The organism is Brucella gallinifaecis (assembly GCF_006476605.1).
In the GTDB taxonomy this organism is placed as follows: domain Bacteria; phylum Pseudomonadota; class Alphaproteobacteria; order Rhizobiales; family Rhizobiaceae; genus Brucella; species Brucella gallinifaecis.
Genome location: NZ_ML636809.1, coordinates 54,868 through 75,663 on the forward strand (window position 1 = coordinate 54,868; position 20,796 = coordinate 75,663).

The window sequence follows — 20,796 nt, forward strand, 5'->3', positions numbered from 1 at the left end:
GTTTGGTGGCTTTGACGACCAAGCCAGCCCTATAAGTGCGCACCCATCCTTCAACTCATATAGTCATCGTTGCGCAATGCATAAACCGCTCCCTCCTTAAGGAGGGTTCAATATAGGAGCTGCGTGGTGACGGCACCAAAATTTGTGCCTCCCGCCATCGTCAACGCGCGGGCGGAAGGCGCTCTGCTTATCACAGTTTGACCGGAGTTTCCCGCGCCCAGACGCGCAATTTTGCGCAGGTCGCGTAGAAATTCTGGATCGCCTTCTCGTCTTCAAGCAAAATCAGCCCTTCATCCATATCTGGATCAATTCCGGCACGTTGCAGCAGCGGCAGGGCACCTTGCGTGAAAGCGATGTATTTGCAATGCGCAAAGGCATCCGACACGAAATCCCGCGCTGTCGCTTCACCGCATAAGCGCTCTGCAGCCTGTTCCGATAGCACGAGTGCGACTGCGTCAAACAGAACCGATGGACCGCCATCGACCATATAATCCGCAGCAATCAAGCTGCCATCCTCTGCCTCGACACCACCCACCTGCGGGGCGACGACCTCGACCATGGCATCGCCGCCTGCAAACCGATCTCTAAGCGTGTTGAAGATTCCGGCATCACAGCCTGCGCCCACCAGAACGCCGAGTTTCCGTCCCGCGAAGCTCTCGGGGCCGTTTTTGATAATACTGAGCGCTGGCGAGGGCTCCAGATCCTGTCGCGGCCTAAGCGCGGTATCCGCAGCAGCGGGCAGCGCCTGAATACCAAGCTTATCAGCGACGTTGGTTGCCAGACCCTCATCAATGTTAAGCAGGTGTGAAACCATTCTTTCCCGGATCTTCACATTCTCGCATCGACTTAATTCAAACGTCAGCGCGGCGGCGATATGATGCTGTTCCACTTCTGTCTGACTGATAAAAAACTGTCGTGCCTGACTGTAGTGATCCGCGAAGCTTTCGGGACGCAGCCGAAGCTTTTCACCACGTTCCCCGGCCGGATAGGTCGTGAAACCTCCCTGCGGGTCTTCACGCGGCTCCTCCTGCCATGAATTGGGCTGATAATTCACCCGCCCCACGGGATTTCGCATCGCCATGTGCCCATCCTGCTGAAAATGATGAAACGGACATTTGGGAGCGTTGATCGGCAGATGTGTGAAATTGGTGCTGCCAAGTCGTTTAAGTTGCGTGTCGAGATAGGAGAAGTTGCGCCCCTGAAGCAGGGGATCGTCTGAAAAATCGATACCCGAGGGCACGTTTTGCGTCATGAAGGCAACCTGTTCCGTCTCGGCAAAGAAGTTATCCGGCATGCGATCCAGAACCAATCGGCCGACCGGTATCGGGGCGAGAACCTCTTCAGGAATAATCTTGGTGGGATCCAGCACATCAAAATCAAAACTGTCGGCAAATTCCTGGTCGAAGACCTGCAGATTGAGTTCCCATTCCGGGAAATCTCCGGCTTGAATGGCGTTCCACAGATCGCGGCGATGAAAGTCCGGATCCGCCCCATTGATCTTGACGGCCTCGTTCCACAGCACCGATTGCAATCCGAGCATTGGCTTCCAGATGAATTTCACGAATTTGGGTTCGCCACTGGCATTGACCAGACGGAACGTGTGGACCCCAAATCCTTCCATGAACCGGAAAGAGCGCGGTAAGGCGCGGTCAGACATCACCCACATGATCATATGCATGGATTCCGGCGTGAGGCTGATGAAATCCCAAAAATTGTCATGCGCGGATTGCGCTTGCGGGAAACCGCGATCCGGCTCCGGCTTCACCGCGTGAATGATGTCCGGGAATTTGATCGCGTCCTGAATGAAGAAGACCGGTATATTGTTGCCGACAAGATCCCAGTTTCCTTCCTGGGTGTAGAATTTGACGGCGAAACCGCGCACGTCCCGCGCCAGATCAAACGATCCTTTTGAGCCCGCCACCGTGGAAAAGCGGACAAAAACCGGCGTTTTCTCGCCAGCACGCTGAAAAAGATCTGCCCGTGTATAGGCGGCCAGCGACGCATAATTCTCGAAATAGCCATGCGCGCCATATCCCCGTGCATGAACCACGCGTTCGGGAATGCGCTCATGATCGAAATGAAAAATTTTCTCCCGAAAATGAAAATCCTCCATGAGAGCCGGGCCGCGCGACCCGATCTTGAGACTGTTCTGATCGTCGGCTATCGGTACGCCCTGGGCGGTGGTCAGCCGCGTCTTGCCCTCCTCGACAGTCTGATGAAGCTCTCCTCCCGCCCCTCTTTCAAGCTTCTGGTCGTGAATCGTGGCGGTTGCAGGCTGGCTTTTCTTGGCTGGCATTCGCTCTCTCCCTTCAAGAACTGCGCTCCTAACCCGCCGATTGGTTCAAGGTTCCCTAACCTTCAAGCCAAAGCTGCTTTTCGTTGTCATATCCTACCTAGCCAGGAGGTTCAGCGGACATCTCATCCCAAATTGCGACCAATGCAGTGGAGGGAGCGCGAAACATTTTGCAGTTGCTGTGGTTAGGTCAACCGCGACAATGCCGATCCATAACCGGTCAATAGCGGCGGTATGGCCGCCCCCCGACACCAAGAAACAGTCCGGTGCGCCCGGTGCTGGTGTAGACAATAAAGGAATAATCATGAGCAGCCGATCACAGAAGCCGTTGAAAGCTCTCGCTCTCAACGCGACATTGAAAACGTCTGACAAGCAGTCCTCGACAAAAAAGCTGTTATCCTATGTCGAAACTGAGCTTCATCCGTTTGGTGTGGAAACCGAGCATGTGCTTCTGACAGATTTTACCATTGCGTCTGGCGTCAGCTCGGATGAAGGTGGGGATGATCAATGGCCCGAGCTGCGACAGAAAATCGTCGAAGCCGATATTATTCTGATCGGCACGCCGATCTGGCTCGGCCAACCATCCAGCGTCTGCAAACGCGCTTTGGAACGTATGGACGCGTTTTTATCGGAAGCCGATGACAGAAACCGCATGCCCTCCTACGGACGCGTCGCGGCTGTCGTTGTGGTAGGAAACGAGGACGGAGCGCATCATGTTTCGGCCGAGCTTTTTCAGGCGCTCAATGATGTTGGCTTCACATTGCCTGCCAACGCCGTCACCTACTGGGTGGGCGAGGCCATGCAGTCCACCAACTTTATCGATCTCGACGAGATCCCCGAAGCCGTTGTGACCGCCACTAGGCTGCTGGCAGCCAATTGTGTTCACCTGGCTGCATGTTTGCGAGACGAGCCCTACCCGGGCTTCACGTGATACAGGGGCGAAACTCCGATAGCCGCTTTCTTAGCCGGAACGCGATGTTGGGATGGCCGTAACCATCACGTCAGTCTGCGGGCAGGCGGGCGGCTGACATAAGGACTTCCTGAAAGCCAAAACCGCCAGGCAACGTCCTGCGCGCGGCTGATCCCGATGCGAGGGCCTGTTTCAATGCGTGGATCCGCCTGTGAAGCGATCAGTTCGAACGGCTGATCAAAAAGTGGCGCGCCGTCAAGCTCAGCGGTAACCCCCATCGCCTGGGCAAGTTTCGCAGGTCCTGAGCCCAAAGCCAACTCATTGCTGGTCCCTCTTCTTTGTTGCATGAAAGCAAGACCCTTGGCGGGTGCTAGCGCTCGCAACAAGACAGCAGAACCATCCAGGCAGACAAAGTTCAAACACCAATGCAGACCGTATATTCGGTAGACATAAGCATGGCCAGGAGGTCCGAACATCGAACGATTTCTTCGGGATGGGCCTTTGAAGCTGTGGGAGGCGGGATCCATCCGGTTATAGGCTTCGGTCTCCACAATCATGCCCCCAACTCCCTCAAGCGTTAGCCCCCAGCCGATGAGCTGCGGTGCCACTACACTCGCATCGCGGGCAAAGAAAGATTGAAGATCATTATTTTTCAATTGGGAACATCTCCCTAAAGCCGGCGGCGTTCCGTCTTAAGTTGGCGCGACGGGATTGCACGTTCCCGGCAAAACATCAACTGTTCCGACGCTTCCTTGTTCCCTGGCTGCTGACCCTATCGCCCCCTCTGCCGAACCGCAATGGCGCACATTTTCTCATCGGTCGAGAAATTTGCCTGTCAATTGGAGCGGTAGTCAAACGGGCTTGCGCGCCAATTCGCTGCAGGAAAGTTTTTGAACGCCAAAGCGGAAGCGCGGCAATTGTGAATATGCGCAATGAAAACTCTCCCAAAAGCCAAGGGTTTATCTTCGCGCTTCCGCAGCCCGCGCACGATCCAGATCGTAAGCCACGCGACCAAGGTCGCTCATTGCCGATGTCATGCGCATCGCGGGTTCATGTCGGGGAACAAAGCTGTTTCGCAGTGGTTGGGGGCATGTTCCACAAGAGGAGATTTAGACATGACAGAAGCAAAAGAATGGCTCGTGCAGTGGCTGCGTGACGCCCATGCCATGGAGGAACAGGCGGAGACAATGATGAATGGCCTCTTGTCCCGGATTGAGAACTATCCGGTGCTGGCCGAACGCATTCAACAGCATGTCGAGGAGACCAAAAGACAAGCTTCGCGTCTTGATCAATGCCTTAAGATTCTCGGCGAGGATTCCTCGGCGCTTAAGGATGCGGGTGGTAAGATGATGGCGATGGCACAATCGCTGAGCGGGGTATTTGCAGGCGACGAAATATTGAAAGGTTCTCTTGCCAGCTATTCGTTCGAGAACATGGAGATCGCCTCCTACCGTATTCTGATTTCGGCAGCCACCTTTCTCGGTGAATCCGACATCGCGCGGCTTTGTGAGGAAAGCCTTCGAGAAGAACAGCAAATGGCGAAATGGCTTGAAGATCATCTCGATGAGACGACGCAGATGTTCCTCAACCGCAGCCTACACGAAGGCGTTTCCGAAAAGCGATGACCCCTGGCTCTGCGAAAGTGCGGTTGCAGGTCGTGCAACCGCATCGCGTCCAACAAGCCTGCGCAACACGCGGCACAGCCTGCATGAGATTTTAAACGCGATCTTTATTGGCAAATGATGAAAACATAATGGGAGTCTCAAACATGCCTGCCAAGTCAAAAGCGCAACAACAAGCAGCGGGTGCGGACCTTGCCGCAAAACGCGGAGACAAACCCAAAGCAGAGCTTCGGGGAGCCTCGAAACAAATGGAAAACACGATGAGTAAAAAAGAGCTCGAGGAACTCGCTTCAACCAAACACAAGGGCAAGCCTTCGCATAAGAAAAAGCAATCCTGATCGGGAACAGTCTGAAGGCATCCAGTTCAAATTATGCCCTAGGGATCAATTATCGATCAGTGTGTCTCGCGCTCCTACGCATTCGTTGAAGTTCGCCACGCTTAAATTGCCATAGGCCGTCGCCCGCCTTTCGTTGTAGGACGCATGGCGTGTGATTTATCGAAATGCTAATCTATGTCCTGCTGTAAAGCGGGTTCATTTCTTGCTGTGTTTCACATTATATTCACGACATGCTTTGGCATCCTGTCCCGGCGCGCATATCCTTAGCTTTTCTGCCTTGCGTTGCGCATCTTCCTGTTGCTCCTGCGGAGATTTCGGCGCCGATTTGCTGTTGGGTGGAACAGGTTTAGCGCCCGTAGTGGAATTGTTGCCAGGGACCTCGGGTTCTTGTCCACTTGATTGATTGGGAAGGCCGGATTCTTCAGCCGATACGGCACTCGGCAGATGACACAGTGCCATGGTGAAGAGGACCGCAGCAATGGTGGCAGGTTTCATGGTTCACTCCTTAGGCTGGGCTAGCCTTGACTGCGCTTGCTCCCCATCTAACATCCCAGCGGTTAGAATGTTCCGCGCCGCTTCTGGCAACGATAATCATTTTGGGTATAGCCCAAGACCTCCAGCGTCGATGGATTGATCGTTCTCCTTATCGACAACGCGTGGGTTGAAGCCTTCTGCGGACAATGGTTGCGACAAAAAAATCATTGGCAGAGAACAGAGCCTCATGATGTTTTTCGCTTTGCCTTCCTCCGCTCACCTCAACATTTAACCAAACGAGAAGGATGACTGCGACCCCGAGCACTGCAGACAGCACTATGGAAGCTGCATGAAGGCCGCTATCAAGCCGCGTGGAAAGCTTTGGCTTGCCAAATCTGTCTCGGCTCTGGATCATTTTAACACATTGAAACATCACCAGATAAGCAACCATTGCCAGAAGACCCGAGGTCCATGCAAAATCCTGCCCAAGCGTTGGATTGCCCGGTACGCCCAGAATCTACGGCAACAGCAGCAAACCGCATAGACAAGCGGCGAAACTGGCAAAGTAGCGTCTGAAGAAGCGAGGAACCATCTGAAATCCGGATGCGTTATTTTGCAATCAGTTGCTTATAGCAACAATGGTGCGATGGATGGAAACGACATCGTGACGGGGGCAGTGTAACTTTAACCTATGCGCGAACACAGCTGTATCTATGATACTGATATCATGCGGATTTCAAGCATGCTATTTCACGCCAGGTCTGCATGGCTGGAGTTTCATGTGGCTTAGGTCCTTTAAAAATCCTGTTGGATGAAACCGGGAAAACAATCTGGCTTAGATTGGGGATGTTTCTGGTCACTCCCACTATGTTTCTACTCTGGAGATGGATTAAGAAGTGCTTTCTTCCATTTAATTAGCTGGAAAAGTCATAATTACATCAATCTCCGTGCCCCTTGATCGGCCGGTCGAGACGACGTTGATTGGCACCAATGGCGCCAGTTCCGGTGTTTGCTATTGTCAGATGGCGGGCAAGGCCGGTCAACGCATGGCGCAGGATATCGAAGGGGTTGTGCCCAAGGGTCCCCTTGTCAAACTGGAAGCCGGAAGTCTGATCGGCGTGTTGTTTCTTGAGAGCGTGCTGCAACCCTCGTCTGGCCTAGCATCACGGAACGAAGCAATGCCATGAATAGGGACGAGGATCTTTTCGGCCGGACCATCATGTGGCGGGAAACCATGCGCACTCCCTCGTTTTTCCTGCTCGACGCGCATTGCATTTTTGTCCTGCCGCTGTTCCTCTTCCATAAAAGGTGGTGGACATTCGCAGTGCTGCTCGTCACAGTTCTGTCTTTCGCTGCCATGCGATTGTTTCAGTATCGCCCGTCAAGTGCTGTGCGCGCATTCAGATCGGTGCTTGCCGGTCCTCTGCGCCAGCCCTTTGGCGACAGCAGACTGCGTCCTGGCGTGGATTACGGTTTTGAATATCGCATTGAAGGCAAAAAAAAAGCGCTTCAGACATTAAGGCGCATTCGCTGTTTGTTGCGGATGTCCCCCGTGCAAAGCTCCACGCTTTTGCAGGGTTTTTTGAGTGCGCAGAGCACGGCAGGAACAAAAACCATCTTTCGCGGTTGTTGTCTCAGTGATCAGGTGCCGAGGAGACCGCGGGGCCAGCGACGGTCAAGTTCTTCCTTCTCTCGTCTCGCGGCAGCAAGACGCTGCGGGTCAGAATTGAGCAGTCTGGCATCACCGCTTTATAGTGGACGTCTCGATGTGGCACTGACAGCTTGATGAGGACAGTCATGGCCCGCGATAAACTCGCAACCTACAAAAAAAAGCGCGACTTTGAAAAGACGCAGGAGCCAAAAGGCGCGAACCGGCCAAAGGCCTCGAAGAAGCTGCGCTTCGTTATTCAGAAACATGCTGCGACGCGACTGCATTACGATCTGCGTCTCGAACTTGACGGTGTTTTCAAATCCTGGGCCGTAACCAGAGGACCCTCTCTTGATCCCGGCGACAAGCGCCTGGCGGTCGAGGTCGAAGACCATCCGCTTGATTACGGGGATTTCGAGGGAACGATCCCCAAAGGTCAATATGGCGGCGGCACTGTGATGCTCTGGGACCGTGGTTACTGGACACTAGAAGGAGAACTGACCGCCGGCGAGGCGCTTGCCAAAGGCGATCTGAAATTCACGCTGGAAGGTAAGCGACTGCATGGCAGCTTTGTGCTGGTGCGCATGAAAGCGGATCACAACGGCTCCAAGCGCACCAACTGGTTGCTGATCAAGCATCAAGACGCGTTTTCCGTGTCCGGCGACGGTGCTGCCGTTTTGGACGACAATGACACCTCTGTCGCATCCGCTCGTTCCATGCAGATGATAGCAACCGGCAAAGGCAGAAAGCCGCGCCCCTTCATGGTTGAAACTGACGCTATCGCGGCAGACGCCGTTTGGGAAAGCGGTCATGGCCTTGCTGCTAAAAAGCGCGAAAAGAACAAAAGGATGTCGGAGACCGCCAAGTCAAAGCCCGCCACCATGCCGGACTTCATCCCACCCCAATTATGCGAAACCCGCGAGAGGCCGCCGGCTTCGAAAAACTGGATTCACGAAATCAAATTCGACGGCTACCGCATCCAGATGCACGTCAATTCTGGCATAGTCACCTTGAGAACCCGAAAGGGTCTCGACTGGACAGAAAGATTTCCAGCCATTGTAAAAAGCGCGGCAGCACTCCCCGACGGCATCATCGATGGGGAAATCTGCGCCCTGGACGAAAGTGGAGCACCTGATTTTGCAGCGTTGCAGGCAGCTTTGTCCGAGGGCAAAACCGATGCCCTGGTTTATTTCGCGTTTGATCTGCTTTTTGACGGCAGCGAGGACCTGCGGCAACTTCCGCTCACCCACCGCAAGCAACGACTCGATCAGATGGTAGAAAGCGTCAGTGAGGATCCGCTGATCCGCTATGTGACACATTTTGAAACAGGCGGGGAAGCGGTTCTGCGTTCCGCCTGTCGTCTTTCGCTGGAAGGCATCGTTTCCAAACAGGCGGACGCCCGCTATGTTTCAAGTCGTTCCGACAGCTGGGTCAAGTCCAAATGCCGTTCAGGCCATGAAGTGGTGATTGGCGGCTATGCCGCGACCAAGGGCAAATTCCGTTCTTTGCTCGTCGGCGTCAATCGCGGCAGACATTTCGTATATGTTGGTCGTGTCGGCACCGGCTATGGCGCAAAAACCGTTGCGGGCATTCTACCGAAACTTCGTGCGCTTGAGGCCAAGAAATCGCCTTTTACCGGTATCGGTGCGCCCAAGGGAGGCACCGATATCAAATGGATGAAACCGCAATTGGTCGCAGAGATACAATTCGCCGGGTGGACGGCAGACGGCCTCGTTCGCCAAGCGGCGTTCAAAGGGTTGCGCGAGGACAAGCCAGCGAAAGAGGTGGTTGCCGAAAAGCCGGCAGCGCCGAGCGACGTCGATGTCCCTGAAAACGACACCGCAAAGCCTGGACTTATTCTCGCCTCTCAAGCAGGCGGCAAACCCAATATCATGGGCGTATTGATTTCGAGCACTGATAAGACACTCTGGCCGGATGCCGGGGATGGAAAGCCGGTCACAAAACTCGATCTCGCCCGCTATTACGAGGCGGTGGGACCGTGGTTGATCAACCATGTCAAAGGCCGGCCCTGCTCGGTGGTTCGCGCGCCCGATGGTTTGCAGGGCGAGCAGTTCTTCCAGCGTCACGCGCTCCCAGGTACCTCGAACCTGATCGAACTTGTAGAGGTGTTTGGTGACAGGAAGCCCTATCTCCAGATCGATCGGGTGGAAGGGCTCGCAGCAGTCGCTCAAATGGGTGGCGTCGAACTGCATCCGTGGAATTGTTTATCCTATGAACCCGAAATCCCTGGTCGGCTGGTGTTTGATCTCGATCCTGGCCCTGACGTGGCTTTTTCGAGCGTTATCGAAGCGGCGCTGGAAATGCGCGATCGCCTTGATCAGCTTGGTCTGGTCAGCTTCTGCAAAACCACGGGCGGCAAGGGACTGCATGTGGTCACGCCGCTTGGCCGCGGCAAACGCAAAAAACTCAGCTGGGCAGAAGCCAAGGGTTTCGCACACGATGTTTGCCAGCAAATGGCCGGCGACTTGCCCGACCGCTACCTGATCAAAATGGCCAAAAGCCAGCGCAAAGGCCGTATTTTCCTGGACTACCTACGCAATGACCGCATGTCGACAGCCGTTGCACCGCTCTCACCCCGAATGCGCGAGGGGGCAACGGTGTCGATGCCGCTCAACTGGACCCAGGTCAGAAGGGGCCTCGACCCCAAGCGATTTACAATCCGGACCGTTCCCGCGCTGCTCGGAAAGAAAATGGTCTGGGAGGACTATTTTGACGAGCAACGTTCTCTGCGTGAGGCGATAAAGAAGCTCGAAAAATCGATACGTCCACCAGCTTGAGCAATCGTCAGCACTGTACGCGCACCCGCGATGAGAATGGGGTTGCATTCGTAGTGCAATATATGAATCCTTTTGTAACATCGTATTTCTGCAAGTGTTTGCACCACGATTTGTGAATCTCGGGTGCCCTTCGCGTAATCGGGGCAGATTTGTCGGCGGTTCTTTTATTTTTGAGTCAAAGTCAGAAATGCTTTTTACTCAAGACTTGTGCATAACGCCGAAGTTTGTCGATCATTTTGAGCCCGAGGATTCCTGATTTTGGCAAATCATGATTCTGTGTCTGTATGCCGAAGAGAACGCTTCCCTCGCCTGAGCATGCTGACACGCTTTCACTGAGCGCGTTGCGCAGTCTGGTCACAGGCCTGGTTGAAAAGGCAGAACGTGCAGAGGCTCGGCTTGAGAAACTGGAAGCTGAGAATGCAGCACTCCGTAAGGAGAATGCCGAGCTGCGTCTGGAAAACACCCAGCTTAAGGTTGAAAACCAACTCCTTCGCGATGAGATTGCGCGACTGAAAAATCTGCCGCCACGGCCACCGTTCAAACCGTCGGGCATGGACAAGGCAACAGACGGGAAGGGTGAGGACAAGCAGGCAGGCAAGAAGAAGCCGCGTGGACCAAAACTGGATGTCGAGCGCGTTGATCGTGACGTGGTTCTTCATGCCAATGTTCCAGACGGCTCACGTTTCAAGGGCTACAAAAGCTGTTACGTGCGGGATGTGGTTTTGCGCGCTGAGGTTATTCATTACCGGCGCGAATGCTGGGTAACACCGGAGGGTAAAACAGTTCTTGCGCCGCTGCCTGCCGGAATCGTCGGCGGTTACGGACCCAATCTGCGGCGGTTGTGTTTAATGCTGCATGCACAGGGCCAGGTGACGATGGAACGACTGTCGACCCTGTTGAACGATATCGGCGTCGAAATCTCGAAGAGACAGGTCGTCCGTTTGCTCTCCAAAGGGCTCGATGGTTTTGTGACCGAGGATGCTGCCGTCCTGCATGCTGGCCTGGTGTCAGCAGCCTATGTGACGGTCGACGACACCGGTGCCCGTCATGCGCGTGATAATTTCTACACCACCCATATTGGCGGCGAGCATTTTACTGTGTTCCGCACCACGAAGACCAAGTCACGGCTGAACTTCCTGTCGCTCTTGCGCGGCAATTATCAGGATTATGTGCTCAATGATGCCGCTTGCGATTATCTGAAGTCGCGGCATGGCGTCGATCCGACGGTTATCCCCAGGCTGCGAACCCGCAAACCACAGCACTTTCCCAATCAGGTGCCGTTTCTTGAGCACTTGGCCCATAAGGGTATCGACATCTTCGATAAGGATTTAGTTCGGATAATCGCGGAATCCGGTATCTGGGGTTCTATTCGCCATCATGGTTTGTTGGGCAATGCCGTTATTGTCTCTGATGATGCTGGTCAGTTCCGTGTCGGAGACCATGCCCTGTGCTGGGTCCATGCTGAACGCTTGGTGCACAAGCTGATGCCAGCAACGCCGCAACAAGTGGCACATGTCGAAACTCAGCGTAAACTCATCTGGCTCTTTTACAAGCTTTTGAAAGACTTTTCCCGAAGTCCCAGCGCTCGTGCAGCCCAGGCCCTTGAAGTCAGGTTCGATCGGATCTTTTCCATCCGCACCGGATATGCTGAGCTGGATAAGCTTTTGGCACGCTTACTGCGTCGTAAACAGGAATTGCTGAAAATTCTCGAACGCCCGGAAATCCCCTTGCACACCAATGCGTCCGAGAATGATCTGCGCAGCTGCGTCACCAAACGCAAGATCTCAGGCGGCACCATGAGCCGGGATGGACGTGTCGCCCGCGATACCATGCTCGGCCTCATGAAAACCTGCAAAAAGCTTGGGCTTTCCTTTTATCATTATCTTGGCGACCGGCTGGGCGTTCCCAGTCAACCAACAGCAATCCCTGAGCTTGCAGGCCTGATTATCGCGAAAGCCTGATTGCACGTCATCGGCGAGGACCAGGTTTTGGAAATGAAACAACCTGACCTGCTCTTGTTGGTGCTTCATCCATAATATGACCGCCAGTCAGGCTCAGCAATGACGGCGAAACATTCCACTGCTTATCGTCATCCGTATGCACCGTCACTGTCTTGCGATTACGGCGAATGACAAAGCCCCGAACGATCGCGCCATCTGGCCCTTCAAACATCACGCCGCTGCCAATCTTGATCTCCTGAAGTGCAGCGACCATTTTCTGCTGCTGAAGGAACTGCAAGCGTTCGACGATGCGCCGGTTCAAGGCGATCAGCATTGCTTCATCCAGACCATCAATATCGATCCCGATCATAGGCGGCTTGTTCATCAGGCAATCCATAAGGCTGTTGAGGACAGAGAGGATTATGGGAGATTACAAATCAGTGCGCAATTGCCCGGCAAAACGGCACTGCCACTAAATTAGCCCCGCTTACCCCCCTTCGTAAGCGGAGCAAATTGAGAGGCGAATTTGTGTTTCTGATAACAAATCAGAAATATTAAGCCCTGTGCATATCGCGTGTTTCGGATAGGTATTTTGGGTGTTCGGGATTCCTGATTTTGGCAACTCATGATTCTCTGTGTGTATGCCGAAGAGAACGCTTCCCTCGCCCAAGCATGCTGACACGCTTTCACTCAACGCGTTGCGCAGTCTGGTCACGGGTTTGGTTGAGAAAGCAGAACGTGCAGAGGCTCGCCTTGAGAGGCTGGAAGCTGAGAATGCTGCACTCCGTAAGGAGAATGCCGAGTTCCGTCTGGAAAACACCTCGCTTAAAGTCGAGAACCAACTGCTTCGCGATGAGATTGCTCGTCTGAAAAATCTGCCGCCACGGCCACCGTTCAAACCGTCGGGCATGGACAAGGCAACGGACGGGAAGGGTGAGGACAAGCAGGCAGGCAAGAAGAAGCCGCGTGGACCAAAACTGGATGTCGAGCGCGTTGATCGTGACGTGGTTCTTCATGCCAATGTTCCAGACGGCTCACGTTTCAAGGGCTACAAAAGCTGTTACGTGCGGGATGTGGTTTTGCGCGCTGAGGTTATTCATTACCGGCGCGAATGCTGGGTAACACCGGAGGGTAAAACAATTCTTGCACCGCTGCCTGCCGGAATCGTCGGCGGTTACGGACCCAATCTGCGGCGGTTGTGTTTAATGCTGCATGCACAGGGCCAGGTGACGATGGAACGACTGTCGACCCTGTTGAACGATATCGGCGTCGAAATCTCGAAGAGACAGGTCGTCCGTTTGCTCTCCAAAGGGCTCGATGGTTTTGTGGCCGAGGATGCTGCGGTCCTGCATGCTGGCCTGGTGTCAGCCGCCTATGTTACGGTCGACGACACCGGTGCCCGTCATGCGCGTGATAATTTCTACACCACCCATATTGGCGGCGAGCATTTTACTGTGTTCCGCACCACGAAGACCAAGTCACGGCTGAACTTCCTGTCGCTCTTGCGCGGCAATTATCAGGATTATGTGCTCAATGATGCCGCTTGCGATTATCTGAAGTCGCGGCATGGCGTCGATCCGACGGTTATCCCCAGGCTGCGAACCCGCAAACCACAGCACTTTCCCAATCAGGTGCCGTTTCTTGAGCACTTGGCCCATAAGGGTATCGACATCTTCGATAAGGATTTAGTTCGGATAATCGCGGAATCCGGTATCTGGGGTTCTATTCGCCATCATGGTTTGTTGGGCAATGCCGTTATTGTCTCTGATGATGCTGGTCAGTTCCGTGTCGGAGACCATGCCCTGTGCTGGGTCCATGCTGAACGCTTGGTGCACAAGCTGATGCCAGCAACGCCGCAACAAGTGGCACATGTCGAAACTCAGCGTAAACTCATCTGGCTCTTTTACAAGCTTTTGAAAGACTTTTCCCGAAGTCCCAGCGCTCGTGCAGCCCAGGCCCTTGAAGTCAGGTTCGATCGGATCTTTTCCATCCGCACCGGATATGCTGAGCTGGATAAGCTTTTGGCACGCTTACTGCGTCGTAAACAGGAATTGCTGAAAATTCTCGAACGCCCGGAAATCCCGTTGCACACCAATGCGTCCGAGAATGATCTGCGCAGCTGCGTCACCAAACGCAAGATCTCAGGCGGCACCATGAGCCGGGATGGACGTGTCGCCCGCGATACCATGCTCGGCCTCATGAAAACCTGCAAAAAGCTTGGGCTTTCCTTTTATCATTATCTTGGCGACCGGCTGGGCGTTCCCAGTCAACCAACAGCAATCCCTGAGCTTGCAGGCCTGATTATCGCGAAAGCCTGATTGCACGTCATCGGCGAGGACCAGGTTTTGGAAATGAAACAACCTGACCTGCTCTTGTTGGTGCTTCATCCATAATATGACCGCCAGTCAGGCTCAGCAATGACGGCGAAACATTCCACTGCTTATCGTCATCCGTATGCACCGTCACTGTCTTGCGATTACGGCGAATGACAAAGCCCCGAACGATCGCGCCATCTGGCCCTTCAAACATCACGCCGCTGCCAATCTTGATCTCCTCAAGTGCAGCGACCGTTTTCTGCTGCTGAAGGAACTGCAAGCGTTCGACGATGCGCCGGTTCAAGGCGATCAGCATTGCTTCATCCAGACCATCAATATCGATCCCGATCATAGGCGGCTTGTTCATCAGGCAATCCATAAGGCTGTTGAGGACAGAGAGGATTATGGGAGATTACAAATCAGTGCGCAATTGCCCGGCAAAACGGCACTGCCACTAAATTAGCCCCGCGTACCCCCCCTTCGCCTAGCCTCATCTTTGCCATCCACATACTTATCTAGTTATAATTAATGACTATTAGTTCTTTAATTCAACCAAATCATTTATTAAGTATCGTTACCGCGACATTAACTATGTTTGTTTATAACCTCTGATAAGTATAGCTTATCGAAGCTTATTGATTTCAGGGCGCAAATCAGTAAAAATTGGGCAAAGGCCGCGCCGCTGAAGGCCCGTTTTCAGGCCCACCAAGGAGTTTTTTGCCCGTGTCGTCACCGAGAGTTTCTTCTGAAGAACAGCGCGCCGAAACGCTCGACACAATTGCCGCCGTCTTGCCGATGAACCGGCGCGATATGCTGGCATGTATTCTAAGCGATGAAGATGTCGAAACGCTCCGCCATCTGGTCAATGAGGGCATGGGCGAAAACACCCTGCGCGCACTGACTTCAGACCTGGCCTATCTTGAAGCCTGGTCACTCGCTGCAACCGGCAGCCCCCTCCCCTTCCCCGCACCCGAAGCCCTGTTGCTCAAATTCGTCGCCCATCATCTTTGGCGTCCACAACAACGCGAGATCGAACCTAATCATGGTATGCCTTCCGGCGTCGCAGAAGAATTACGTCAACAAGGATTCTTGCGCGTATCCGGGCCGCACGCACCGGCAACCGTCCAACGCCGTCTGGCCAACTGGTCAACACTGACCCGCTGGCGCGGTCGGGAGGGTGCGTTTTCGTCACCAGCCGTCAAATCAGCCATCCGCCTTGCAGTGCGCGCGATCAACCGGCCTAGAGCCCGCAAGAGTGCCAATGCCATTACCAGCGATATTCTGACCAAACTCTTAGCCACCTGTTCCGGTGGGGACCTGACTGACATACGTGACCGAGCCATCCTGATGGTGGCCTTTGCGTCCGGCGGCCGTCGCCGCAGCGAAATCGCTCGATTGCGCGTAGAACAGCTCGTCAAACAGTCGCCTGTCACCGACGAGGATGGCTCCCCCCTCCCCTCGCTCGCCATTCATCTTGGACGCACCAAAACCAGTGGCGTCGACCAAGACGAAGTCGTCTATCTGACTGGCCGTCCTGTTGAAGCCCTCACCCGCTGGCTAAAAGCAGCACGGATCGACAAGGGCAGCGTGTTTCGAAAGATTGATCGCTGGGGCAATGTTTCCGCACGTGCACTGGAACCGAGCGCCATCAATCAAATCGTCAAGCAACGCGCACGAATGGCCGGGTTTAAGCCGGAGAAGTTTTCTGCGCACGGGCTGCGCTCTGGCTATCTTACCGAAGCGGCCAATCGTGGCATTCCCCTGCCGGAAGCGATGGAACAATCCCGCCATCGCTCTGTGCAGCAGGCGTCCGATTACTATAACAATGCCAAACGGCGCAGCGGACGGGCGTCAAGGCTACTCTGAAGCCCGAATGCACCATAGCAAGATTGATTTGCAGATGTCGGAAGTTGAGTTGTTATCGGTTTGGCAGGATTCCGGCAGCCGATCCTAAACGCCGACAAGACGACTTCAAACAAAGCGATTGTGCAGGTCATAGGATTGCCCAAGTGAGCAACGATCCTAAAAGCCTTTCTAGTGACCACCATTTCCTGCAAGTCCAATTCCAGCAATCAGCGCGCCCCACACCTTCAGGCGCAGGCCAACAGCCTTTATAACGCCTGTAGCCGCAATGAGGTGTCCTGTAAATCCACCAAGATTGTTGGTATAGATTTGAACAAGGCAACCAGTGCCGTCGAGCATAATCTTCTCTTGTTCTTTATGCTCAAGCTCAAGGTAAACAAGTAGCGATCCGCGTGGTGCTCGCGCATTAAGTTCAACCAGTCTTCCTCCCGGCACGATCTGACCTGTTGAGATTGCGGGCTGGATGTGAACGACCCTTGCAGGCAGAACTGTGTTGCTGAAGGACAAGCCGATATTGCTGTCACACGCGATTTCTGCGGGCATCCCCTCATAGATTGTCGAGCGTGTCACTTGTGAAAAGCCCGCCGTAATCCTGAGCGGCAAATCGTCGGGACGATCGGGAATGATCACCATCGCTGGACTCAATATGAGAGTTGACGCGGGACTTCCTACGCTCAAAGATAATTGGGTTACGACACCGCCGGTGAACGAGCGAACCTCAGTCATGCTTAGCGCGACCCTGGCGCTTTCGACTGCCGTCTCGGTTACTTTGCGTTGCGCGGGAAGCGATTGAGAGATTTCCAATTGTGCCAGGCTCAGCTGGGCCTGTGCCGCCGCCAGATCTGCCTCGCCAATCTGGAAAGCCGACTCTGCTATGCGCACAGTATCCTTCGTGCCTGCGTTCTTGGCGAACAAGGCCTGCGCGTTCTTGAGATCACCTCTCAACTTTTCGAGCGATGCTCTCGACTCGACCACGCTTGCCTGCGCAACCTTCAAGGCGTCAACTGCTTTCGCTTCTGCGGCAGCAATTCGGTCGAGTTCAGCTTCGGCTTGCTTTAGCGTCGCTTTCTGGGCGCTGTTTTCAATCCGGAAGAGTAAGTCACCGGCGGAAACCCTCTGCCAGTTTCGTACGGCGATTTCTGTTACAGGACCACTAGTTTGCGCCACGATTGACGCGGTACGGAAAGGTACCAGGCCAGAGTATGACTTGGGATGAAAGTAGAAGATCACGACAAAAAGGAAAAAGGCAAGCACGGCCCACAAGAACACCGCGGTCCGCATGTTCCATACCGTCATGGATTCGCCACGACGTCTCAATTGGTAGTACCGGATAATGACCGGAAAAGAAGTAAAGAGAAGCTCAAACATTCTGGGGGGCCTCCGGCGTGGCGGGGCCAATAACGTCGTCAGTCAGTTCCGGCGAGACTACCGCCGGCGAAGCAGTTGTGTCGGACGCCACTTCCTGAACACTGGGCAGATGGAAGCGCGACCAGTCCGCCAACAAGGCAAGAAGGATCGCGGTTAACGGAAGAAGAACGTGGAAATGCTCAAGCGGAAAGATCTCGTAGAGCAGGGCAATCGTCAACAATGTCGGGATTGTCTTAGCCAGGGGGGTGCCCTTCGACCTGTGTTCGGCCCAGCGATCGAACACTGCATAAAGGGTCACAATCCCATAGAGAGCGAGGCATATCAGTGTCAAAGCCACCCACGCCAGCATGTCCGCATCACCCGGAGCAGTAAACCAGGATGGACTTGCATGTCCGAGGCCATCTTCAATCCCCATCAATTAACCCCCAGAAAACAATCGCCGGAATTAGTATCGAGTAGTAGGACAATAATTACAATACTAAGATTGGCTTTAAAGTCGTGAACGAGTTTTTCTGTCGACTGGTGCGCAATATTTCCAAGCCACTGCGATACTTTTTAGATTTCTGCCCGGGCGACAAGAGCCAAAGGGAAATTACATGCGCTTTAAGCGAAAGTCGGTGAGCATCTCCTGTCGAGAATACAAGTGATCAACCATTCTTGACTATTCGTCAGTTATGGAGTTTACGGCCGTAAACTTACGGGGTAGCGACTTGTGTTAACCTTTCGTTAACTTAAAACTCCTTGCAGAACCCGGAGAATCGGAGCTAAATGCGATAAATTGCTTTTAGAGCAAATAAAATCGCACTTTCGGGTTCCGCTCTATGAATATCGCATTTGATGCCGACAAACCACTGACAGACTTCGATCAACTCATCCTGAGGCAGGGATCAGCGTTGTCGGGTCGACTGGAAAAGCATCGCTTGGAGAACTTCCCGCCGGACGCAGTAAAGACGCTCCGCGTATTCCAGCTTGCTGAAGCAGCAGAGTATATAGGGGTTAGCCAGGGACATCTTAAGAATCTGTCGCTCAATGGCAAGGGGCCACAGCCAGCCGTTACCGCTACTGGCCGTCGTTCTTACACGGCAGAACAGATGCTGGAAATGCGCCAGTATCTCGATGCCAATGGCCGCTCCGATTCACGTATATATGTTCCTCACCGTAAGACTAACGAGCATCTGCAAATTATCGGTGTCGTGAACTTTAAGGGCGGCTCAGGTAAGACTACGACTACGGCTCATCTCGCACAGCACTTGGCACTGACAGGCCATCGTGTCCTCGCCATTGATCTCGATCCCCAGGCATCTCTGACAGCGCTTCATGGCATCCAGCCAGAACTCGATCATATGCCCTCGCTCTACGAAGCCATTCGCTACGATGATGATAGAAAACCTCTCAGTGCACTTATCAAGAAAACGAATTTTCCCGGTCTCGATATAGTGCCTGCCAATCTTGATCTGCAGGAATTCGAATACGATACACCGTTGATCCTGAGCGAGAAGGGCACCCGAGACATGGGGCGCACATTCTTCACCCGCCTCGACGCCGCTCTGTCTGAAGTCGAAGATCAATACGATGTGGTTGTTCTCGACTGCCCTCCGCAACTGGGGTATCTGACGCTTACCGCATTGTCTTCGGCAACTGCTGTTCTCGTTACAGTGCACCCTCAGATGCTAGACGTTATGTCGATGTGCCAGTTTCTGCTCATGCTTGGCGAAATCCTGGACCCGATTAAGCGTGGCGGTGGCAACATGTCTCTAGATTGGATGCGATATCTCGTTACTCGTTACGAGCCTGGTGATATTCCACAACATCAAATGGTTCACTTCATGCGGTCATTGTTTGGCGGCTTCGTTCTCAAAAACGAAATGTTAAAGTCGACCGCAATTTCGGATGCAGGCATCACGAAGCAAACGCTGTACGAGGTCGAGCGCTCACAGCTTACGCGTTCAACATATGACCGCGCTATGGAAAGCTTGCACGGTGTTAACGGTGAGATCGTGAACCTTGTCCACAAAGCATGGGGTAGGATGGTCTAATGGCACGTAAAGGCATCATGTCCGGATTGTTGGACGATACTAAGGATGAGAAGTTTACTGCCGTAAACGCTGAATCGGAAACACCTACACCCACAGTTGCAATAGAGACATCAGGTCGTCGTGGCGCTTTTGGGATGATGTCTCGTGCTGCCGATGAAATGGCTTCTAAGGTCGCCGCGGCTGAAGAAATCGAGAAGCGGCTTCAAAGCGGTACCCACATCATTGAGCTCGATCCGAATGAACTGGAGACTTCATTTGTCGTTGATCGCTTAGAAGATGATGACGATACAAGCCTTCAGGAACTTATTGCAGCAATCCGTGAACGTGGGCAGGACACGCCGATACTGGTGCGTCCCAATCCAACTGTTGAAGGCAAATATCAGATTGTTTTTGGTCATCGCAGAGCAAAAGCTGCAAAGGCTTTAAATATCAGAGTCAAGGCCACTGTGAAGCCACTCTCTGATCGCGACCATGCTATTGCACAAGGTCAGGAAAACACAGCTCGTGCTGATCTCAGTTTCATTGAACGTGCACTATTCGCCAAAAAGCTCGCGGAGCAGTTCGACAACGAAACGGTGATGTCTGCACTAGCTGTCAATAAGACCGTTCTCTCAAAGATGCAGTCAGTGACCAACTATGTACCGTCTGATCTCATTTTGAAAATTGGACCATCTAAAGGTATTGGTCGAGATCGATGGTATGACCTTTCGGTCGCATTTAAAGATGGAATTGCAACCGACATTGACTCGATGACGGACCAGCACAAGTTCTATTCAGCGTCATCTGATAATCGCTTTTTGATGGTTCTCGATACCATCAAGTCAGGTACGAAACCTGTAACTGCGCAGAATGCGAATGTTGGTAAGAAACAACAGCCAGCAAAGTTCTGGAGATCCAAGGACAATTCAGTTGCCTTTTCCATGAATCGGAAACCAAAGAAAGTCGATATCTCTCTGAAGAGCGATGATGCAGGATCCTTTGGTGAATGGCTATCAACTCGTCTGGAAGGCCTCTATGAGGAATTCAGAGAATCTAAACCAGATAGTGGAGAGTAATCCGCAAAAGAAAAAGCCCCCACAAACGTCAGTCTGCGAAGGCCATTTCGTTTTTCTGTAGCAAGATACGAATCGCATTTCTCAGAATCAGTGTCAAGAGTCATTGGCGTCATTTTGGCGGGTGGATTTCTTTTGC

The 20,796-nt window shown here is 53.4% G+C and carries 18 protein-coding genes; 11 read left to right on the plus strand and 7 right to left on the minus strand.

The features are described 5' to 3' along the window. Positions 1–190: 190 nt before the first annotated feature. Positions 191–2,296, minus strand: a complete 2,106-nt coding sequence (gene katE / locus FHY56_RS13800) for a catalase (protein ID WP_140905749.1) — start codon at positions 2,294–2,296, stop codon at positions 191–193. 301 nt (positions 2,297–2,597) lie between these two features. Between katE and FHY56_RS13805 the strand changes: the two genes are divergently transcribed. Next, the gene (locus FHY56_RS13805) at positions 2,598–3,224 is read left to right on the plus strand and encodes a flavodoxin family protein (protein WP_094574755.1); all 627 of its coding nucleotides are present in this window, start codon (positions 2,598–2,600) and stop codon (positions 3,222–3,224) included. Between the two features lie 65 nt (positions 3,225–3,289). Here FHY56_RS13805 and FHY56_RS13810 read toward each other — a convergent pair whose 3' ends face one another. After that, positions 3,290–3,859, minus strand: coding sequence for a DNA-3-methyladenine glycosylase (locus FHY56_RS13810; RefSeq protein ID WP_094574753.1), 570 nt, complete (start codon positions 3,857–3,859; stop codon positions 3,290–3,292). Between the two features lie 459 nt (positions 3,860–4,318). On the opposite strand from FHY56_RS13810, the gene FHY56_RS13815 reads away from it, so the two are divergent. Together FHY56_RS13815 and FHY56_RS13820 are read left to right on the plus strand one after the other, a co-directional pair. Continuing rightward, positions 4,319–4,828, plus strand: coding sequence for a ferritin-like domain-containing protein (locus tag FHY56_RS13815; RefSeq protein WP_094574751.1), 510 nt, complete (start codon positions 4,319–4,321; stop codon positions 4,826–4,828). A gap of 143 nt (positions 4,829–4,971) precedes the next feature. Then, positions 4,972–5,163, plus strand: coding sequence for a DUF3008 family protein (locus tag FHY56_RS13820; protein ID WP_128095159.1), 192 nt, complete (start codon positions 4,972–4,974; stop codon positions 5,161–5,163). A 195-nt stretch (positions 5,164–5,358) separates the two neighbouring features. Here the strand turns inward: FHY56_RS13820 and FHY56_RS13825 are convergent, their stop codons facing one another. Further along, entirely contained in the window at positions 5,359–5,658 is a 300-nt protein-coding gene (locus tag FHY56_RS13825; protein ID WP_140905750.1) for a hypothetical protein, read from the minus strand. 926 nt (positions 5,659–6,584) lie between these two features. On the opposite strand from FHY56_RS13825, the gene FHY56_RS13830 reads away from it, so the two are divergent. The 4 genes from FHY56_RS13830 (at position 6,585) to FHY56_RS13845 (ending at position 12,044) form a co-directional block, all read left to right on the plus strand. Then, positions 6,585–6,824: a TraB/TrbI/VirB10 family type IV secretion system protein gene (locus FHY56_RS13830; protein ID WP_140905751.1), complete on the plus strand. Its 240-nt coding sequence runs from the start codon at positions 6,585–6,587 to the stop codon at positions 6,822–6,824. After that, positions 6,821–7,423, plus strand: coding sequence for an IcmT/TraK family protein (icmT, locus tag FHY56_RS13835; RefSeq protein ID WP_140905752.1), 603 nt, complete (start codon positions 6,821–6,823; stop codon positions 7,421–7,423). The genes FHY56_RS13830 and icmT overlap by 4 nt, the downstream gene beginning before the upstream one ends. Positions 7,424–7,434: 11 nt before the next feature. Further along, entirely contained in the window at positions 7,435–10,083 is a 2,649-nt protein-coding gene (ligD, locus tag FHY56_RS13840; protein ID WP_140905753.1) for a DNA ligase D, read from the plus strand. A gap of 284 nt (positions 10,084–10,367) precedes the next feature. After that, positions 10,368–12,044, plus strand: coding sequence for an IS66 family transposase (locus FHY56_RS13845; RefSeq protein ID WP_140905754.1), 1,677 nt, complete (start codon positions 10,368–10,370; stop codon positions 12,042–12,044). Positions 12,045–12,051: 7 nt separating this feature from the next. Here the strand turns inward: FHY56_RS13845 and FHY56_RS13850 are convergent, their stop codons facing one another. Further along, positions 12,052–12,408: a hypothetical protein gene (locus FHY56_RS13850; RefSeq protein ID WP_140905755.1), complete on the minus strand. Its 357-nt coding sequence runs from the start codon at positions 12,406–12,408 to the stop codon at positions 12,052–12,054. A 256-nt stretch (positions 12,409–12,664) separates the two neighbouring features. On the opposite strand from FHY56_RS13850, the gene FHY56_RS13855 reads away from it, so the two are divergent. Continuing rightward, the gene (locus FHY56_RS13855; protein ID WP_140905756.1) at positions 12,665–14,341 is read left to right on the plus strand and encodes an IS66 family transposase; all 1,677 of its coding nucleotides are present in this window, start codon (positions 12,665–12,667) and stop codon (positions 14,339–14,341) included. A 7-nt stretch (positions 14,342–14,348) separates the two neighbouring features. On the opposite strand, the gene FHY56_RS13860 is transcribed toward FHY56_RS13855, so the two are convergent. Further along, complete coding sequence (locus FHY56_RS13860; RefSeq protein WP_140905757.1) at positions 14,349–14,705, minus strand: hypothetical protein; 357 nt, start codon at positions 14,703–14,705, stop codon at positions 14,349–14,351. A gap of 356 nt (positions 14,706–15,061) precedes the next feature. Between FHY56_RS13860 and FHY56_RS13865 the strand changes: the two genes are divergently transcribed. Beyond that, complete coding sequence (locus tag FHY56_RS13865) at positions 15,062–16,204, plus strand: site-specific integrase (protein ID WP_140905758.1); 1,143 nt, start codon at positions 15,062–15,064, stop codon at positions 16,202–16,204. 168 nt (positions 16,205–16,372) lie between these two features. On the opposite strand, the gene FHY56_RS13870 is transcribed toward FHY56_RS13865, so the two are convergent. Further along, positions 16,373–17,569 (minus strand): HlyD family secretion protein, encoded by a 1,197-nt coding sequence (locus tag FHY56_RS13870; RefSeq protein ID WP_140905759.1) that lies wholly within the window; start codon positions 17,567–17,569, stop codon positions 16,373–16,375. Next, on the minus strand, positions 17,562–17,984 hold the full coding sequence (locus FHY56_RS13875) for a hypothetical protein (RefSeq protein WP_210201641.1): 423 nt from the start codon (positions 17,982–17,984) through the stop codon (positions 17,562–17,564). Before FHY56_RS13875 ends, FHY56_RS13870 begins: the two co-directional genes overlap by 8 nt. Before the next feature lie 406 nt (positions 17,985–18,390). Here FHY56_RS13875 and repA point away from each other — a divergent pair, with 406 nt between their 5' ends. After that, positions 18,391–19,605, plus strand: coding sequence for a plasmid partitioning protein RepA (gene repA, locus FHY56_RS13880; protein ID WP_140905760.1), 1,215 nt, complete (start codon positions 18,391–18,393; stop codon positions 19,603–19,605). Continuing rightward, entirely contained in the window at positions 19,605–20,660 is a 1,056-nt protein-coding gene (repB, locus tag FHY56_RS13885) for a plasmid partitioning protein RepB (RefSeq protein ID WP_140905761.1), read from the plus strand. The genes repA and repB overlap by 1 nt, the downstream gene beginning before the upstream one ends. Positions 20,661–20,796: the final 136 nt, after the last annotated feature.

Bases quoted from the DNA above. Each gene is read 5' to 3' on its own strand.
- FHY56_RS13875 (WP_210201641.1), bottom strand. From the start codon at position 17,984: ATGGGGATTGAAGATGGCCTCGGACATGCAAGTCCATCCTGGTTTACT.
- repA (WP_140905760.1), top strand. From the start codon at position 18,391: ATGAATATCGCATTTGATGCCGACAAACCACTGACAGACTTCGATCAA.
- FHY56_RS13860 (WP_140905757.1), bottom strand. From the start codon at position 14,705: ATGAACAAGCCGCCTATGATCGGGATCGATATTGATGGTCTGGATGAA.
- FHY56_RS13850 (WP_140905755.1), bottom strand. From the start codon at position 12,408: ATGAACAAGCCGCCTATGATCGGGATCGATATTGATGGTCTGGATGAA.
- FHY56_RS13845 (WP_140905754.1), top strand. From the start codon at position 10,368: ATGCCGAAGAGAACGCTTCCCTCGCCTGAGCATGCTGACACGCTTTCA.
- FHY56_RS13820 (WP_128095159.1), top strand. From the start codon at position 4,972: ATGCCTGCCAAGTCAAAAGCGCAACAACAAGCAGCGGGTGCGGACCTT.
- FHY56_RS13805 (WP_094574755.1), top strand. From the start codon at position 2,598: ATGAGCAGCCGATCACAGAAGCCGTTGAAAGCTCTCGCTCTCAACGCG.
- FHY56_RS13815 (WP_094574751.1), top strand. From the start codon at position 4,319: ATGACAGAAGCAAAAGAATGGCTCGTGCAGTGGCTGCGTGACGCCCAT.
- ligD (WP_140905753.1), top strand. From the start codon at position 7,435: ATGGCCCGCGATAAACTCGCAACCTACAAAAAAAAGCGCGACTTTGAA.
- FHY56_RS13855 (WP_140905756.1), top strand. From the start codon at position 12,665: ATGCCGAAGAGAACGCTTCCCTCGCCCAAGCATGCTGACACGCTTTCA.
- FHY56_RS13870 (WP_140905759.1), bottom strand. From the start codon at position 17,569: ATGTTTGAGCTTCTCTTTACTTCTTTTCCGGTCATTATCCGGTACTAC.
- repB (WP_140905761.1), top strand. From the start codon at position 19,605: ATGGCACGTAAAGGCATCATGTCCGGATTGTTGGACGATACTAAGGAT.
- FHY56_RS13825 (WP_140905750.1), bottom strand. From the start codon at position 5,658: ATGAAACCTGCCACCATTGCTGCGGTCCTCTTCACCATGGCACTGTGT.
- icmT (WP_140905752.1), top strand. From the start codon at position 6,821: ATGAATAGGGACGAGGATCTTTTCGGCCGGACCATCATGTGGCGGGAA.
- katE (WP_140905749.1), bottom strand. From the start codon at position 2,296: ATGCCAGCCAAGAAAAGCCAGCCTGCAACCGCCACGATTCACGACCAG.